This is a genomic window from Chelativorans sp. (assembly GCF_031180965.1).
Lineage (GTDB): Bacteria > Pseudomonadota > Alphaproteobacteria > Rhizobiales > Rhizobiaceae > Chelativorans.
In genome coordinates this window covers 173,525-189,192 of the sequence record NZ_JAPSLH010000003.1, presented here as the reverse complement: position 1 = coordinate 189,192, position 15,668 = coordinate 173,525, and the positions used below count along the sequence as shown (strand labels likewise).

Sequence of the window (15,668 nt, the reverse complement as noted above, 5' to 3'; positions counted from 1 at the left end):
TCATCCTTTTTTCTTCAGGCCAGTTTCGGCAGATAGGCCGCGAGATTGTCGAGGGTCTCCTGCCAGCCCGCTTCGTGGCCGTCGCGCGAGCCTTTCGAGGCGAAGAATGCCTGGTGCAGCGTCAGCCGCGTCCGGCCGCCCTCACCCTTCAACGTGACGGTGACCACCGTCTCGTCGCCGGGCTGGCCGGCCCCGTCGTGCCAAGCATGGGTGAAGACGAGGCGCTCGGGCGGCGTCACCTCACGGTAGGTTCCGCTCAACCAGTGGTCCTCGCCTTGCGGCGAGCGCATGCAGGTCTTGAACCAGCCGCCGGGGCGGATGTCGCCCTCCGAATAGGGCAGGGTGAAACCGGTCGGGCAGCACCAGCGGCTCAAATGCTCTGGCTTCGTCCAGGCATCGAAGACGAGCGCCGGTGGCGCGTCGAAAACACGTGTGATGTAGAGCTCGGCGTCGGACTGCCGGGCTGTGGCTGCATCAGCCGCCATGGCCTTTCTCCTTCTGGATGTCCTTGAGGTAGCTGTCCAGGCGATCGAAACTGTCTTCCCAGAACCGGCGGTAGCGCTCGACCCAGCTAGAAATCTCCTTGAGCGGCCCAGCCTCCAGCCGGCAGGGCCGCCATTGCGCGTTGCGGCCGCGCGAGATCAGCCCCGCCCGCTCCAGCACCTTCAGATGCTTGGAGACCGCCGGCAGGCTCATATCGAAAGGGGCCGCAAGTTCGTTCACCGTCGCCTCGCCGGCCGCAAGCCTGGCGATGATGGCGCGCCGAGTCGGATCGGCGAGGGCGGAGAAGGCAGCGCTGAGCGGGTCCGTCTGGGTCTGCATTTCACTTGCTGGTTAATTAACTTACAGGTTTATTACAGGGCAGAACGCGCCTGTCAAGCTCGGCCTCATGTCGCGTGGGAAGCGGCAGGCTCTTGCACCGGCACCCAGCCTCGGCTATCAGAGCCGCATGTCACGCGCAGCGCACATGAACCGTTCTGGCTCTGCCGCCTTTTATGGCGCGGCCGCTTCTGCGCCGTCCTCCAGCCTCCTTCTTCTCGGCCTTATCGGCGATCGCCGGGTCCGTTGAAGGGGCGCCCGGCGATCGATCGCCGGCTAGAGGCCTGCTCCTTCCCGTCAGAAACTGGACCGAAACCTTGACAGGCGGGCGGTTGCGTCGAAGCAGCTCGCGCCGCCGGGAGTGACCGAATGGACGCCAAGAATGAGACCTCGCAGCGCAATGCCGGGCGAAGGGGCATGCCGAACGCGCCGCGCAAATACCAACCCTATCCACAGATCGACCTTGCCGACCGCACCTGGCCTTCAAGGCGCATCGAGAAGGCGCCGATCTGGTGCTCGGTCGACCTGCGCGACGGAAACCAGGCGCTCATCGACCCGATGGGGCAGGAGCGCAAGGCGCGCATGTTCGCCCTTCTCCTCGATATGGGCTTCAAGGAGATCGAGATCGGCTTCCCGTCGGCCTCGCAGACGGATTTCGATTTCACCCGATGGGCGATCGAGAAGGGCGGCGTGCCTGACGATGTCTCGCTCCAGGTCCTGGTGCAGTGCCGGCCGGAGCTGATCACCCGCACCTTCGAATCCCTTGAGGGCGCGCGGCGGCCGATCGTCCATTTCTACAATTCCACCAGCGAGTTGCAGCGCCGCGTCGTCTTCGAGAAGGATGTCGCCGGCATCAAGGCGATCGCGACGGACGCGGCCAAGATGATCACCGACATGGCGGCGAAGGCCGGCGGCGGGTACCGCTTCCAGTATTCGCCGGAGAGCTTTACCGGCACCGAGCTCGAGGTGGCGCTCGAGATCTGCAACGCAGTTATCGAGATCGTCGCCCCGACGCCGCAGGACAAGCTCATCATCAACCTGCCGGCCACGGTGGAGATGTCGACGCCCAACATCTATGCCGACCAGATCGAGTGGATGTGCCGTCAGCTCGACCGGCGCGACAGCCTGATCGTCTCGCTCCACCCGCACAACGACCGCGGCACGGGCATCGCCGCCACCGAGCTCGGCCTGATGGCCGGCGCCGACCGCGTCGAGGGCACGCTTTTCGGCAACGGCGAACGCACCGGCAATGTCGATATCGTCACCCTGGCCTTGAACATGTACACGCAGGGCGTCGACCCTGCGCTCGACTGCTCCGACATCAACCGCATCAAGGACGTCTACGAATATTCGAACCAGCTGCGGATTCCGGAGCGCCACCCCTATGTGGGCGAACTGGTCTACACCGCCTTTTCCGGCTCCCACCAGGACGCCATCAACAAGGGCATGAAGGCGTTCCGCAAGGCCAACAAGGAGCTGTGGGAGGTGCCATACCTGCCCATCGATCCGGCCGATGTGGGCCGCACCTACGAAGCGATCATCCGCATCAACTCGCAATCCGGCAAGGGCGGCATCGCCTATGTGCTGCAGGCCGACTACGGGCTCAACCTGCCGCGCAACCTGCAGGTCGAGTTCCGCGAGGACATCCAGGCCATCACCGACGCGGAAGGCAAGGAGGTGCCCTCCAGGCGCATCTACGAGCGCTTCCTGGAACTTTACGTCGACCAGCCAGGGGCGCGGCTGAAGTTTCTCGACCACCAGTCCTTTCCGGACCCTGACGCCAAGGGCCGCCGCATCGTCGAGGCGACAATCCTGGACGGCGGCAAAGAAATGGTGATCGAGGGCAGGGGGACAGGCCCGGTCGACGGCTTCGTCAACGCCCTCTCCCGTCATATCGGCGTGGAGATGACCGTGCATGACTATTCGGAGCATTCCCTGCAGCACGGGGCCGACGCGGCGGCGATCTGCTACATGGAGATCGAGCATCCCGGCGGAAAACTCTTCGGCGTCGGCATCAACACCAATATCGTGACCGCCTCGCTCGAGGCGGTGGTCTCGGCGGCCAATCGCATCGTGGGGGAGTAGGGGAATAAAGGAGTAGGGAATAAGGGAGTAGGGCAGAGGGATATCGCATCTGGCAAGCGAACCTGCCTGTGCAAACCAATCTGCCTTGTCTAATTGTCTAGACAACCGACGAGACCTGCTGCGAACCCTTTTCCCCGGCTGCGAAATTGTCGAATTGTCTAGACAAGCCACAGCGCTCCAAGTCCGCAGTTCTACTGCCCTACTGCCCTACTGCCCTACTGCCGTACTGCCGTACTGCCCTACTGCCTGAAACGAGGTGATTTTCGCAACCGCTCGTGTTAACCATAGCGACGCTTCAACCCGCGTCCGGAGATTCCAGCATGAGCGAGGCCGGCCAGAACACCGCGCCCAACATACGCCGGCTCGCCGATGCCGTCCGCGAGATGAAGAGCGCGGCCGCCGACCGCGAGGACGTCGTGGTGGAGATGCGCGAGGCTACCCGCACGCGCCTGGAGCTGCTCGCGCAGGAACTGCAGCCCGTCTTTGCCGAGGTCCCGGACGACGACCCCGCCTTCGATTTCGCGATCTCCTCCGGCCAGCAGCCGCGGCTCTGGATCGATGCGGTCGCCCATGTCGTGATGGGGCCTGACCGGCGCACTTATCGTTTCCTCCGCGATACCCGGCTTGGCCGGGTCGTGCTGGCCGAATCGACCGAGATCAGCACGGTCGCCGACCAGGTCACTCGGTACATCGCCGAGCGGCTGGTGGAGCGCCAGCGGTATCTGGAGGGCGAGATGATCTCTTTGCCGCGCCGTCCCGAAGAGGTGCAGGAGGAAGAGGTGCGTCCGATGCGGAAACCAAGCGTTTGGCGGGCGTTCCTCGGCTCTCTCCTGCTCGTCGTGATCGGCGGCGCCGTCGGTGTCGCCGGCGTCCTCTTCTTCCTTTCTGATCGCATCCCGGAGCTGCAGCAGCTGCTGCAGCGGTTTTGACGTCCTCTCTCACAGGTTACGAATAACACTCTCCAGGCGGTGTTCCGCAATTGATCCGATTTTGGCGATACGGCGTCACAACGCTTTCACATCGTCACGAATTTTGACCATTGGCGGCGCAATATAGCCGTCCTGATCTCCAGAATAGCGAGCGATTTGAGCCGCCGGCCGGCATGCCCGGCCGTTTCCGGAGCGCTTTTCATGAACATGAACAGATTGCATTGGGTATTCCTGATTGCCCTCCCGATGGGGATCGGCTGCCTACTCGCCTTCGGGCTGATCGGCGCCAGGATCGGCGAGCAGAATATCCTGCATGAGCCGTTCTTCCTCGCCGCGATGGGGTGGCTGCTGCTCCTCATCAGCCTGATCTGCCTTGTCGCCGGATTTATGAGAAAGGGCTGAGCGTCAGGCGGGCGTGGGACCGGTCGATACCAGCCATTGCGTCGAAAGCTGGACGATCGGGCCTCCAGCCACGGCCGCGCCCCGTCGCGTCAGCTGCACCTGCCATGAACCGGGGCCGCCGATGATCTCGAACAGGTTGTAATGCGCCGCCGGCAGGGCCGCCCCATGCGACTGGCCAGCGGCGGCAACGCCCACCACCGGCACGCTCGCGCCGTGCTTCCCTTCGATGCGGTGCACAGTGGGCAGATGCGTGTGGCCATGCAGAACGAGCTCGGCCCCGTGCCGGCGCACCATGTTCTGGAAGCGCGAAATGCCGAACAGCCGCTTGTGCTGGCCCGTGGCTCCGCGCACCGGCGGATGATGGATCAGGATGATCCGGAAGAGGCCACGCGCTGCGGCATGGTCGAGCATTTCAGTCGCCCGCTGCTCCTGCTTCTCGGTGAAATAGCCGCTCGCCATGAAGGGCGCCGTCGCGCGCGCGGACGACAGGCCGATGATCGCCACCGGGCCGCGCTCACGGAAAAAGGGAAAGTGGTGGTGGTCACTTGCCGCGGGCGCCCCGTCGCTCACCATATAGGCTCCCCAGGCGCGGCACGCCTTGTCCAGTGCATGGGGCACATAGGCATCGTGATTGCCGGGCACCAGGGAGATTTCGTCCGGCGCGCCCAGACTTTGGAGCCATAGCCGCGCCATTTCGATCTCCTTCTCGAGGGCGAGGTTCACGAGATCGCCGGTCAAGGCAATATGATCAGGATCCGCGTTCAGGATGTCGTCGCTGATGGCGTCGATGATGCCGTTGTCCAATGTAAGTCGGCGCCTGCGATGCCAGTTGATGAATCCCGTGATGCGTTTGGAGACGAGTTCGCGATAGGTTAGGTCGGGCAGGGGCCCCAGATGGATATCGGAAAAATGCGCCAGTCGGAACATGATGCGTCTCTAACGGAGCCGGGAAGGCCTTACCAGCCCAAGGACGAGGGGAGATGAGCGGCTCTGCCCGCCGGGGGCCGCGCCCCGCAGAGGAGATGCAGCTGCGCGTGCGCCTCTTTCACCTCTGGCATCTCCTGCGGCGTCCGATGACGCTTGGGGTGCGCGGCGTCGTCTTCGATGCGGAGGAGCGCTCCGTGCTGCTGGTGCGCCACACCTATGTGGCGGGATGGCATTTCCCGGGCGGCGGCGTGGAGCCGGGCGAAACGGTGCTTTCGGCACTCACGCGCGAATTGGCCGAGGAAGGCAACATCGCCCTTCTCGGGCCGCCGGAGTTCAAATCGATCCATTTCAACCGCCATGCGAGCCGCCGCGATCATGTCGCGATCTATTTGGTAACGCGGTTCCGGCAAGAGGGCTCCCCCGCGCCCGGCCGTGAGATCGCCGAGGCGCGGTTTTTCCCGCTCGATGCCCTGCCGGACGAGACGACAGACGGCACCCGCCGCCGGCTCGCCGAGATCTTTGCGGGTGCGGGCGTGTCACCTGATTGGTAGCCCAACGCCCCAAAAGGGTGGAGGTCGGTCAAGCCGCCGTTGCCAGCGTTTCCCGGTTGTGCGGCGCAGTGAGGTCCAGTTCCGGCCCGAGCGGCACGATGCCGGTTGGATTGATGGTTTTGTGGCTGCCGTAATAGTGGGCCTTGATGTGGAGCATGTTGACCGTCTCTGCCACGCCGGGCACCTGATAAAGTTCGCGCAAATAGTTGGACAAGTTCGGATAATCGGCGATGCGGCGCAGATTGCACTTGAAGTGCCCCACATAGACCGGATCGAACCGCACCAGCGTCGTGAACAGCCTCCAGTCGGCTTCGGTGAGGCGGTCACCCGCCAAGTAGCGCTGCCGTGACAGCCGCTCCTCGACCCGGTCCAGCGCAGCGAAGAGCTGCCGGAAGGCTTCCTCATAGGCTTCCTGGCTCGTCGCGAAGCCGGCGCGATAGACGCCGTTGTTGATGTTCCCGTAGACGAGCTCATTCACCGCGTCGATCTCGCCGCGAAGCAGCGCGGGATAAAAGTCGAGCGACGCGTCACCCCACTCGTCGAAGGCCGAGTTCAGCATGCGGATGATCTCCGCCGACTCGTTGGAGACAATGGTCTCCGTGTTCCTGTCCCAGAGCACTGGTACAGTCACCCGGCCGGAATAGCGCGGGTCGGCTTTGGTGTAGATCTGGTGCAGGTACTCGAGGCCGTAGAGATCATCGCCCGTAGCACCGTCCTCCTTTTTGAAGGTCCAGCCCTGCTCGCCCATGAAGTGGTGGACGACCGAGAAGGAGATCACATCGTCCAGCTTCTTCAGCTTGCGGAAGATCAGCGTCCGGTGTGCCCAGGGACAGGCATAGGACACATAGAGATGGTATCGGCCGGGCTCGGCCTTGAAGCCGCGCTCGCGCCCTTCGGCGGGCGTTCCGTCCTTCGTCACCCAGTCGCGGAACTGCGATTTCGACCGTTCGAAGCGGCCGCCGGTCTTGGAAGTGTCATACCATTCGTCATGCCAGACGCCGTCGACAAGCAAGCCCATCAGCATTCTCCTTCTTTGCCTCGGCATGTAGGGTAGGGAGGGCCGAGGCCCAAGCCAAAATTGCTGGACGTATCGTCAATATCCCGTCTGCAATCAGCCAGTGGACGGGTCGCGTTTTTGATGATAGCGGATCGGCGCTTCGGAGATGTTGCATGGTCAAGTTCCAGGTGGAGCGACGACGAAAGGACTGAGCGCCCGACGCGGGCGTTTTCGCCGAGGCGTGCTGCGCCCCGAGAATTCCTTTCAGGTCACCGGAACCATTGCCATGTCCCTTGCCGACATCGTCTTCCTGCCGGAGGATCCGGCGCACGACCCCGCGATCGATGACATCAATGCGGAGGCCTTCGGCCCGGGTCGCTTCGCCAAGGCAGCCTACAAGATCCGCGAGGGCGGACCCCACGAGCGGGCGCTTTCCTTTGTTGCCTTGCGTGCCGGGGAGGTGGTGGCCTCGGTCCGGCTGACCCGCATCGCCGCAGGCGAGGGCACAGGGCTTCTGCTAGGTCCCCTTGCCGTGCGACCTCCCTACAAGAACCAGGGCATCGGCAAGAAGCTGGTGCGCATCGCGCTGGAAGCAGCCCGCGCGGCAGGTGCCGGCGTCGTGCTGCTGGTCGGCGACGAGCCCTATTACGGGCCCCTCGGCTTCCAGCGGGTCCCGCACGGCCAGATCGCCATGCCGCGCCCGGTCGATCCGAACCGTCTGCTTGCGGCGGAACTGAGGGAAGGCGCTTTGGCTGGCCTGAAGGGCATAGTCATGCATGAGGACCTGGCCGGGAACGAAGCCGCGATCCTCTCCGCGCCGCCGCCAATGGAAACTTTGCTTCAACGGGTTGGTTGACGTCAGGGCGCGCTTTCTACAGCTTGCGAGGCGAATTTCGGCGGCGGCAAAGTGCGCTCAGGAGCCCTCCTGAGCGGCCCCTTCTCGCACCGGCAAGCGCGCAATCTCCTCCCCCGCCCTTTCTTACGCCACTCGGATGTCATAGGCGCTCTGGAGATTGAGCCAGAATTGCGGGTTGTTTGCGAACCAGTGGCCGAGTCGCAGCGCCGTGTCTCCAGTGATGCTCCGGCGGCCATGGATAATCTGCGTCACGCGGTTGGGCGGCACGTTGATGAGCCGGGCCAGCCCCGTTGGCGAGATGCCCAACTCGGCCAGCTCGTCGGCAAGAATTTCGCCGGGATGGATTGGGGGGCGAGCCATGATGACCTCCTAATGGTAATCAACGATTTCAACCTTCGTCGGGCCAGGGGCACCCTTCGGCCATTCGAAGCAGATCCGCCACTGCTGATTGATGCGGATGCTGTACTGGCCGCTTCGATCACCCTTAAGGGCTTCTAAGCGGTTGCTGGGCAAGGCTCGCAAGTCGTCGAGACTTGTCGCTGCGTCCAGAATTTCCAGGCGCTTCCAAGCCTGCCTTTCGAACCCCTGGAATTACCGAACGAACTTCCCTGCGGCAAAAGACTCGGTCCGTTTGTCGCGGTAGCTCAGGATCATCTGCCAAATTACGTTTGTGACGATTTACGTTAAGCATAAAGGCTATCCAGCCAGCCGCCGGAGCGTGATGCGCGCCTGAGTTCGGGCCGAGGCACGAAGGTCCCTCGGTCCGTCCTCGCCGTTATTGCCCGGCGCTGTTCAGCAGGACGCGGTTGACGCTGACGCGGTTCTGCTCGTCGCCTTTGCCACGGATGATGCCGTAGAGGATGTCGGGCTGGGAACGATCCCAGGCGATGCCCTGGCCGCGAATATCGAGCGGAACCGTAGCCAGCCATTTCAGCGTCGAGCCGATCTCGGGCGCCTCCATGACATAGGCTTCCGCCGGGTCGTGGCCCGTCAGGTACAGCTTGCCGTCCGGCCCCCAGGAGCCGCCGGAGTTCGACATGTCATCGAATTTTTCTACGATCGCATCGGGAATGACATATTGCTCGGCGATCTCCCACTCCGGCGTGAAGCGCACCACCTGTGTGTTGAACTTGTTGCCGTAGGCGACAGGGCTCTTGTCGAAGACCCGGTTGTAGTTGGCGAAGCCGCCCCACCACGAGCCGTCCGGTGCCCGGTCCACCCAGGTGAAGGAGCCGAGCTGGATGCCGAAACTGTAGCTCTCCACGTGGTCGAGGGTCGCAGCGTCGAACACTTCGAGCGAACTCGTCATCGGCCAGGTAGAATAGTTCGAGTGGGCGACATAGATCCTGCCGTCGACCACCGCCGCGCTGTCGAAATGGACCGCGCCCCTGTCCTCGTAGTTGACGGACTTCACGAGCTGGCGGGTGTCCTTGGCGTATTTGGCGATCACCGTGTTGTCGATGGCATAGAAGTGCCCGGCATCGACGCCGATGCCCTGATTGGCCTCCGGGATATCGAACACTTCGACAACCTCCGACTGCATCGCCGGCGGCTCCTCCTGTGCAAAACCGGGCACAGCGACCAGCGTGGCGGCCAGCGAAACGGCGGCCCAAAAGGCTTTGGCAAGCATGACTTTCTCCTGATTTCCCGCTCCGCAGGGAGCGCTCGACCAGGCCAGCCTAGGAGCGGCGGATGAAGCCGGTATGACGCCGAAGCGCATCTGGGCCTCCGCCTCGACGACTGCGAAACCGGTCAAATTGCGCCGTTGAACCAGGACGCGTGCTCGGAAAGACCTTGCTCGTGGAGGAAGCGCATCTTCGCGGTATCGCGATGCGCGCTGACAAAGACGAACTGGACGAAGCCACGCTCGCGCAGGCGCAGGCGCAACTCCGTCAGAAGCGCGCCACCGACGTCATTCCAGATCGCATCATCGGCCACGTGGAAATCGTCAATCACCGCAGTCGGCCCGGCATCATAGACCGGCGGGACCCGAACGGGGCTGGCCAACAGGAACCCAGCGATTCCGCTGCTGTGTTCGGCAACGAGAAAGACGTGCTCCCCAGATTTCAGGAGCTCGGCCAGATATGGCTTTGTCGTCGCGCGTGAGGTGGGACTTTGCTTCCAGAACCGCGGCTCATAGGCTGCGAGCTGCGCGCGTTTGGCCTCAAGAATGTCCACGACTGCTGGCAAATCATCAGGGGCGCAGTCACGGACAATCATTACCGCCCCTCGCGATACCACATAGCGCCGATGGCAAGCAGCAGGAGCCCCAGGCCGAGGAAGCCGGCGAAGAGGGGCACTCGGCCGACGGATTTCAGCACGCTGTCATTGGTGGTCCTGAGGCCAATCCAGTCGCGGCCCGCCGCCACACTGGCATTCGCCCGCACGGGCACGATATTGGGCAGGTCCGGCCCAGTCAGGCCGGCCTCCAGCCGGCGAACGCTGCCGCCGCTCTCCTCCGCCACGGGCCGAAGCACCTCCTCCGTGGAAACCGTCTCGGCGAATTCCGGCGCGTTTACCGGACCCACATGGGCGAGCGCGGTCAGATCGCCATTGGCCACCTGATATAAGCCGATCTCGCTCGCCTGCAGCGTACCGCGGAAAAGTCCCGGCTCCAGCGGCACTAGCGGCACCTCACGCGTGGCGCCGGAGGGCGCCGTCACCGTTGCTGGCTCCGCTTCGTCAGCCATGGTCTGGCGCGTGATCTCCAGCACCATGCCGCGGCCTTCGGCCGTCAGCCTCTCTTCTTCCAGGCCGGGCTCCTTCATCAGCCAGTGTGCGATGCGGCGGTAGAGCGAGACATAGGGTCCGCCGCCCTGATAGCCGCGCGCCCAGAGCCAGCCCTGGTCAGACAGGAACATGCCGACGCGACCCTCCCCTTCACGGGCGAGCAGGAGCAGCGGCCGCCCGTCCGGCCCCTCCATCACCGACTGGCCGTCCGGCTGGTCGATGCCGATGATGCGGAACCACCGGCTCCAGCCGGGGGGCTCGGAGGCCGAGCCGTCGAGTGCGCGCGTTACCGGGTGGCGCTTTCCCATTTCGCTGAGGCGCGGATAGAAGCCGGCCTCGACCACCTCGCCATTGGGCAGGGCCGGAAGGGCGGAGATTAGCGGCGTGCGGGCGATGGACTCCTCGCCGGCGAATTCCGGCCCGGCGGCGATCAGCAGCGCTCCGCCATTCTGCACATATTCGGAGATGTAGTCGTAGTAGAGGATCGGCAGCACGTCGCGGTGCTGGTAGCGGTCAAAGATGATCAGGTCGAAGTCGTTGATCTTCTCGACGAACAGCTCGCGCGTGGGAAAGGCGATCAGCGACAGCTCGTTGATCGGGGTGCCGTCCTGCTTTTCCGGCGGACGCAAGATGGTGAAGTGGACGAGGTCCACGGAAGCATCCGACTTGAGGAGGTTGCGCCAGGTGCGCTCGCCGGAGTGCGGCTCGCCGGAAACGAGCAGCACGCGCAGGTTCTCGCGGATCCCGTCAACCAGCGCCACGGCGCGGTTGTTGCCAGCCGTAAGCTCCCCCTCCTGAACGGGGATGCGAAGCTCCACGATGTTGCGGCCGGCGATGGGCAGCGTGACCTCCAGCGGAATCTCCTGGCCGATGGGAGCCTGGTCGATCTGCGCCAGTTCGCCGTTGATATAAACCTCGACGTCCGTGGGCTCGGTCTCGCCGGCTGAATCCACCACGCGGTAGGTCATCTCCATCGGCTGCTCGACGATGCCGAAGCGCGGGGCGCGCTCGAAGCGGATGCGCCGGTCGCGCTCATCCTCCTCGCCGGTGATCAATGCGTGCAGCGGACCGCTGAGGCCGGACGCATTGGCCGGCGCGTCGTGCACCTGGCCGTCGGTGATCATGATCGATCCCGCCACGCGCGAGGGCGGCACGTCGCGCAGCGCGCCCGAAAGCGCGTCGAACAGGCGTGTCTCCGTGCGCTCCTCGGCGGCCTCGCCGCGGCCGGCCTCCACCATCCGCACCTCGAACTGGTCAAAGGACTCCAGCCGCTGCGCCAGTGCCTCCGCCGCCTGCCGCGCCGTCTCGGCGCGGTCGCCGATATCCTGGCTCTGGCTCTCGTCCACCACCACGGCGACCACGCTCTTCAGCGGTTCGCGCTCCTCTTCGAGCAGCACCGGGTTGACCAGCGCCAGCGCAAGAGCCGCAAGGGCCAGCAGACGAAGGAGCGCGCCGCGGCGGCCGAGGAACAGGCTCAGCGCCATCAGGAGCGCCAGCGGCACCAGCAGCGCGCCCAGCACGGTCCAGGAAAACAGCGGCTCAAAGCTGATTGACCAGGTCATGGCATGCTCCTCGTGGCGGGGCCAGCGAGCCAAACATGGCTGGAGCTCAAGGACATTTGCATATCCCCACCCATCACTGCCCCAGCCTCTCCAGCAGCGCCGGCACGTGCACCTGGTCGGACTTGTAGTTGCCGGTCAGCATATACATCATGATGTTCACTCCGGCCCGCAGCGCATAGGCGCGCTGCATGGGATCGGCCGGAACGGTCGGCAGAAGCGGCTCGCCGCCCTCGTCGATCGCCCAGGCGCCTGCGAGATCGTTGCCGGTGATCATGATCGGCGTCACGCCGTCCCCCGTGCGCACCGGCCGGTCGGCGCGCCGCTCCGCATCGGCGCTGGCCTCCACCCAAAGGGCGCTGCCGCGATAGCGCCCTGGAAAGTCGCTGAGTATGTAGAAGGTTTTGGTGAGGACGTGATCCTCCGGCACGGGCTCGAGCGGCGGCACGTTGAGGCCCGAGAGGATGTCGCGCAGGCGCTGCGTCTCGGGACTGACCGACCCGTCCGACCCGAAGCCCGCCGCATATTGATCGCGCGTGTCGAACAGGACTGTGCCGCCCTGCTGCATGTAGGCGTCAATGCGCGCTACAGCCTGTTCGGAGGGCATCGGCGCGCTGGCGTCGATCGGCCAATAGATCAGCGGATAAAAGGAGAGCTCGTCGGTGGCGATGTCGACCGCGGCGGGCTCGCCCGGCTCCAGAGCCGTCTTCTCGGCAAGGAAGCGCGACAGGCCCATGATGCCGGCCCGGCTGACCGCGTCCACCGAGGAGACGCCGGTCACCACATAGGCTATGCGCGTCGCCGATATGGCGGCGATGGCATCGGCATCGCCTGGCTGCGGGTCGTCACTCTGCTGCGCAAGCGCGCGGTCCGGCGCCAGCAGGCCAAGAGCGAGCGCGCCGGCAACGAGGGCGGAGGTTTTTGCCGCCGCTTGCGCACGGGCCGGCCGCCGCCGCAGCAATCCGCCGAGCCACAGCACGGCCAGCGTGTCCAACGCGAGCAGCGCCAGAGCCGCCATCATCAGCGGCGCCTTCAGCGGGCGCGAGGTGTCGAACGCATAACTCGCCTCCGAAACCGGCACGGGGGCCGCCGGGCGGGCAATCGGCGCAAGTGTCGCGTCCGGCGCCAGAAGATTATGCGCCACCACGCCTTCCTCCGAGCCATAGAGGCCGGGCGGATGGATCAGGGAGACCGGTGTGGTCTCGCCGGGTCTGAGCGGCTCCGCCTCCGGGGGCGGCGGCACGAGCGTGCCGGTCGCCGAGATCATACGGTAGGGCGCCAGTTGTCCGGATGCTGCCGCCTCGTTGGAAATGCGCCCCTGGTTGCGCGAGAGCTGCACGATGCGCCGCAGCATCTCCACGAAGGTGCCGGAGATCGGCAGGTTGGACCAGGTCGCCTCCGGCGTCACATGGAACAGCACCACCCGCCCGTCGCCGCGCGGCGCCCCCGTGACGAGCGGCGTGCCGTCGGCGAGATTGGCCCAGGTGCGCTCTACGATGTCGACCGAAGGCTCGGCCAGGACCTGCCGGCTCACGGTCACATCCTGCGGCGGCGCCAGGTCGGCGAACAGGCCGCTCGCCGGGAATTCCGTCACGGCCTGCGGCTCGGACCAGGAGAGTGTGCCGCCGAGCGATCTTTCGCCGGTGCGCAACTGTACGGGCAGGAGCTCCTCGTCATATTCGGCCGCCGCAAGCCGCGGTCCGGCGAAGCGGATCAGAGTGCCGCCTCCGCGCATCCATTCGATCAGCGGCTCGCGCACGGAATCGGGCAGCGTGCCGATATCGGCCATGATGATCGCGGCGGGCCGCTGCCTCAGAAGCTCGGGGATGGCCTCGGTCAGGTCGGGGCTGGACGGCTCGATGAGATCGGCATAGGGCCCGAGGGCGCGGCGAATATAGAAGAGGGGCGAAAGCAGCGGCTGCGCCTGGTCGGCCTCGTTCTGCGAGAGCAGGCCGACGCGCCGCCGGCGTGAGTTCTCGTCCAGCAGCCGCAGCGCGCCGGCATGGTTTTCGCCGTCGATGCCGAGGGAGGCAAAATCGTTGCGCAGCTCGAAGGGCACGCGTATCTCGCCGGTCGTCTGGGCTCTTCCGGGGCCAAAGCTGATTACCGTCTCGGCGATACGCCGGCCCTGTTCGTCGGCGGCATAGGCGGTCACCTGCCGCGGGCCGGCCTCGCCCTGCGAGCGAATGGCGGTTACCGCGAAGCGGTCTGGCTCGTTGGCGCTGTCGGTGAGCGCCACGCTCGCAAGCTGGTCCGGCCCAACCCACAACACGTCTGAAAGCTCAGCCGCGAACAGCCTCTGGAACGCCGTTTCGTCGCCGTCAGCCGCCAGCCCGTCAGTCAGAACCGCGAGCGTGGCGCCCGGCATATTTTGCAGGGCTTCCGCCACGCGGGCATATGCTGCCGGCCGGTCGGTCGGCACTGGGCGGGGCCTGGCCGCGTTGAGCCGCTCGGCCGCCGTCTCGGCGTCGAAGGGGCCGATATCCTGCGCCGGGCTTTCGGCCGTCAGAGCCAGGATCACCGGCACGCCGTCGTCCCTCGCATCCGTGATCAGGCGCGCGGCGGTGGCCACGCGCCGGTCCCAATCGGGTGCGGACGCCCAGCCGTTGTCGAGCACCACGGCGAGCGCGCGTCCGCCGACCGCGATGCGTTCACGCGGGTTGAACACCGGATCGGCCAGCGCGAGGATCACCAGCGCCGCGAGCGCCAGCCGCAGAAGCGTCAGCCACCAGGGGCTCTTGTGCGGCGTCTCCTCGCGCTTGACGAGGCGCGCCAGGATAGCGAGCGGCGGGAAAATCTCCTGTTGGGGGCGCGGCGGGGTAAGCCGCAGCAGCCACCAGATCACCGGCAGGGCGATCAGGCCCCACAGGACCATCGGTGCGCCGAAGGAAAGCGGCAGAAAATTCATCGGCCGGCATCCATCTCGGCCGTCATAGCCATGTGCACCCGGATGAGCGCCTCGGAGGCGAGCTTGTCCGTGTGGTTCACCGTATAGCTCCAGCCGAGCTTCTTGCACCAGCGGGAAAGCGTCTCGCGCCGAGCGAGATAGAGCTGGCGATAGTCGTCGCCCAGTGTCTCGGCGCGGCCGAAGGTGAGCTTCTCGCCTGTTTCGGGATCACGGAACTCCGTCCGGCCGGCAAAGGGGAAGCTCTCCTCGGCCGGATCGGCGACCTCGATCAGATGCGCCCTTGCCCCGGCGCGCGCCAGCGGGTCGAGCCAGCGCATCGTCTCTTCAGGCGCATCGAGGAAATCGCTGGCGATGACCACGTCCGAGAAGCGGCGGATTTGCGAGAGGTCGGGACGCCCGGCGCCCGGCTCTGCATGGCTTATATACTGCGCCAGCCTCTCGGCGCCGTTGCGCGCTGCGAAGGGGTCCGTGAGGCCGGGCCATGCGATGCGCTCGCCGCTGCGCGACAGAAGCTCGGCCAGGGCCAGAATCAGCACCAGCGCGCGCGATTCTTTCGACACCTCCGCGAGGGTGGACTGATAGAGCATGGAGGGCGAGCGGTCGGCCCAGAGCCAGACCGTGTGAGCCGCCTCCCACTCACGGTCGCGCAAATAAAGATGGTCGTCGCGGGCGGAGCGCCGCCAGTCGATGCGCGCCACCGCCTCGCCGTCCACATAGGGGCGGAACTGCCAGAAGTTTTCGCCGATGCCGCGCCGGCGGCGGCCGTGCCAGCCGGCGATCACGTTGCCGACGATGCGGCGCGCCTGCACCAGGAGGTCGGGGACCAGCGAGGCACGCGTCCTCGCGCGGACCAGCGCATCCGGCAGTCCAACTGGTGTGGTGACTTCGCCGATTCGCGCCATTCA

General features: G+C 65.4%; 14 protein-coding genes and 2 pseudogenes. 5 read left to right on the top strand and 11 right to left on the bottom strand.

Features of this window, described 5'->3' with window-relative positions; genetic code table 11:
* Positions 1–14 precede the first annotated feature (14 nt).
* Positions 15–485 (bottom strand): SRPBCC domain-containing protein, encoded by a 471-nt coding sequence (locus tag RIN79_RS03720; RefSeq protein ID WP_309083271.1) that lies wholly within the window; start codon positions 483–485, stop codon positions 15–17.
* Positions 475–822 carry a metalloregulator ArsR/SmtB family transcription factor gene (locus RIN79_RS03715; protein ID WP_309083270.1) on the bottom strand — a complete coding sequence of 116 codons (348 nt, stop codon included), beginning with the start codon at positions 820–822 and terminating at the stop codon, positions 475–477. The genes RIN79_RS03720 and RIN79_RS03715 overlap by 11 nt, the downstream gene beginning before the upstream one ends.
* A gap of 366 nt (positions 823–1,188) precedes the next feature.
* Here RIN79_RS03715 and leuA point away from each other — a divergent pair, with 366 nt between their 5' ends.
* The 3 genes from leuA (at position 1,189) to RIN79_RS03700 (ending at position 4,235) form a co-directional block, all read left to right on the top strand.
* Positions 1,189–2,904, top strand: a complete 1,716-nt coding sequence (leuA, locus tag RIN79_RS03710) for a 2-isopropylmalate synthase (protein WP_309083269.1) — start codon at positions 1,189–1,191, stop codon at positions 2,902–2,904.
* A gap of 320 nt (positions 2,905–3,224) precedes the next feature.
* Positions 3,225–3,833 (top strand): hypothetical protein, encoded by a 609-nt coding sequence (locus RIN79_RS03705; RefSeq protein ID WP_309083268.1) that lies wholly within the window; start codon positions 3,225–3,227, stop codon positions 3,831–3,833.
* A gap of 201 nt (positions 3,834–4,034) precedes the next feature.
* Entirely contained in the window at positions 4,035–4,235 is a 201-nt protein-coding gene (locus RIN79_RS03700) for a DUF3955 domain-containing protein (protein WP_309083267.1), read from the top strand.
* A 3-nt stretch (positions 4,236–4,238) separates the two neighbouring features.
* Here the strand turns inward: RIN79_RS03700 and RIN79_RS03695 are convergent, their stop codons facing one another.
* Positions 4,239–5,162: a metallophosphoesterase gene (locus RIN79_RS03695; RefSeq protein WP_309083266.1), complete on the bottom strand. Its 924-nt coding sequence runs from the start codon at positions 5,160–5,162 to the stop codon at positions 4,239–4,241.
* Between the two features lie 53 nt (positions 5,163–5,215).
* On the opposite strand from RIN79_RS03695, the gene RIN79_RS03690 reads away from it, so the two are divergent.
* Positions 5,216–5,713 (top strand): NUDIX domain-containing protein, encoded by a 498-nt coding sequence (locus tag RIN79_RS03690; protein WP_309083265.1) that lies wholly within the window; start codon positions 5,216–5,218, stop codon positions 5,711–5,713.
* A 28-nt stretch (positions 5,714–5,741) separates the two neighbouring features.
* Here the strand turns inward: RIN79_RS03690 and RIN79_RS03685 are convergent, their stop codons facing one another.
* Positions 5,742–6,731: a glutathione S-transferase family protein gene (locus RIN79_RS03685; RefSeq protein ID WP_309083264.1), complete on the bottom strand. Its 990-nt coding sequence runs from the start codon at positions 6,729–6,731 to the stop codon at positions 5,742–5,744.
* A 265-nt stretch (positions 6,732–6,996) separates the two neighbouring features.
* Here RIN79_RS03685 and RIN79_RS03680 point away from each other — a divergent pair, with 265 nt between their 5' ends.
* The gene (locus RIN79_RS03680) at positions 6,997–7,566 is read left to right on the top strand and encodes an N-acetyltransferase (RefSeq protein WP_309083263.1); all 570 of its coding nucleotides are present in this window, start codon (positions 6,997–6,999) and stop codon (positions 7,564–7,566) included.
* Positions 7,567–7,692: 126 nt separating this feature from the next.
* Here RIN79_RS03680 and RIN79_RS03675 read toward each other — a convergent pair.
* From RIN79_RS03675 to RIN79_RS03645, 7 genes and pseudogenes are all read right to left on the bottom strand, one after another.
* Positions 7,693–7,926, bottom strand: a pseudogene (locus RIN79_RS03675) (HigA family addiction module antitoxin); the annotation flags it as partial.
* A gap of 9 nt (positions 7,927–7,935) precedes the next feature.
* Positions 7,936–8,220, bottom strand: a pseudogene (locus RIN79_RS03670) (type II toxin-antitoxin system RelE/ParE family toxin).
* 121 nt (positions 8,221–8,341) lie between these two features.
* A complete protein-coding gene (locus RIN79_RS03665) occupies positions 8,342–9,196 on the bottom strand; it encodes a cycloisomerase (protein WP_309083262.1) in 855 nt (284 codons plus the stop codon).
* A 122-nt stretch (positions 9,197–9,318) separates the two neighbouring features.
* Positions 9,319–9,786 (bottom strand): GNAT family N-acetyltransferase, encoded by a 468-nt coding sequence (locus RIN79_RS03660; RefSeq protein ID WP_309083261.1) that lies wholly within the window; start codon positions 9,784–9,786, stop codon positions 9,319–9,321.
* A complete protein-coding gene (locus RIN79_RS03655; RefSeq protein WP_309083260.1) occupies positions 9,786–11,858 on the bottom strand; it encodes a hypothetical protein in 2,073 nt (690 codons plus the stop codon). Before RIN79_RS03655 ends, RIN79_RS03660 begins: the two co-directional genes overlap by 1 nt.
* Positions 11,859–11,931: 73 nt before the next feature.
* Entirely contained in the window at positions 11,932–14,763 is a 2,832-nt protein-coding gene (locus RIN79_RS03650) for a DUF4159 domain-containing protein (protein ID WP_309083259.1), read from the bottom strand.
* Positions 14,760–15,665: a DUF58 domain-containing protein gene (locus tag RIN79_RS03645; protein ID WP_309083258.1), complete on the bottom strand. Its 906-nt coding sequence runs from the start codon at positions 15,663–15,665 to the stop codon at positions 14,760–14,762. Before RIN79_RS03645 ends, RIN79_RS03650 begins: the two co-directional genes overlap by 4 nt.
* Positions 15,666–15,668 lie beyond the last annotated feature (3 nt).

What these genes read in the sequence shown, in the direction of transcription:
- RIN79_RS03720 (WP_309083271.1), bottom strand. Translation starts at nt 485, where the DNA reads ATGGCGGCTGATGCAGCCACAGCCCGGCAGTCCGACGCCGAGCTCTAC.
- RIN79_RS03715 (WP_309083270.1), bottom strand. Translation starts at nt 822, where the DNA reads ATGCAGACCCAGACGGACCCGCTCAGCGCTGCCTTCTCCGCCCTCGCC.
- leuA (WP_309083269.1), top strand. Translation starts at nt 1,189, where the DNA reads ATGGACGCCAAGAATGAGACCTCGCAGCGCAATGCCGGGCGAAGGGGC.
- RIN79_RS03705 (WP_309083268.1), top strand. Translation starts at nt 3,225, where the DNA reads ATGAGCGAGGCCGGCCAGAACACCGCGCCCAACATACGCCGGCTCGCC.
- RIN79_RS03700 (WP_309083267.1), top strand. Translation starts at nt 4,035, where the DNA reads ATGAACATGAACAGATTGCATTGGGTATTCCTGATTGCCCTCCCGATG.
- RIN79_RS03695 (WP_309083266.1), bottom strand. Translation starts at nt 5,162, where the DNA reads ATGTTCCGACTGGCGCATTTTTCCGATATCCATCTGGGGCCCCTGCCC.
- RIN79_RS03690 (WP_309083265.1), top strand. Translation starts at nt 5,216, where the DNA reads ATGAGCGGCTCTGCCCGCCGGGGGCCGCGCCCCGCAGAGGAGATGCAG.
- RIN79_RS03685 (WP_309083264.1), bottom strand. Translation starts at nt 6,731, where the DNA reads ATGGGCTTGCTTGTCGACGGCGTCTGGCATGACGAATGGTATGACACT.
- RIN79_RS03680 (WP_309083263.1), top strand. Translation starts at nt 6,997, where the DNA reads ATGTCCCTTGCCGACATCGTCTTCCTGCCGGAGGATCCGGCGCACGAC.
- RIN79_RS03665 (WP_309083262.1), bottom strand. Translation starts at nt 9,196, where the DNA reads ATGCTTGCCAAAGCCTTTTGGGCCGCCGTTTCGCTGGCCGCCACGCTG.
- RIN79_RS03660 (WP_309083261.1), bottom strand. Translation starts at nt 9,786, where the DNA reads ATGATTGTCCGTGACTGCGCCCCTGATGATTTGCCAGCAGTCGTGGAC.
- RIN79_RS03655 (WP_309083260.1), bottom strand. Translation starts at nt 11,858, where the DNA reads ATGACCTGGTCAATCAGCTTTGAGCCGCTGTTTTCCTGGACCGTGCTG.
- RIN79_RS03650 (WP_309083259.1), bottom strand. Translation starts at nt 14,763, where the DNA reads ATGAATTTTCTGCCGCTTTCCTTCGGCGCACCGATGGTCCTGTGGGGC.
- RIN79_RS03645 (WP_309083258.1), bottom strand. Translation starts at nt 15,665, where the DNA reads ATGGCGCGAATCGGCGAAGTCACCACACCAGTTGGACTGCCGGATGCG.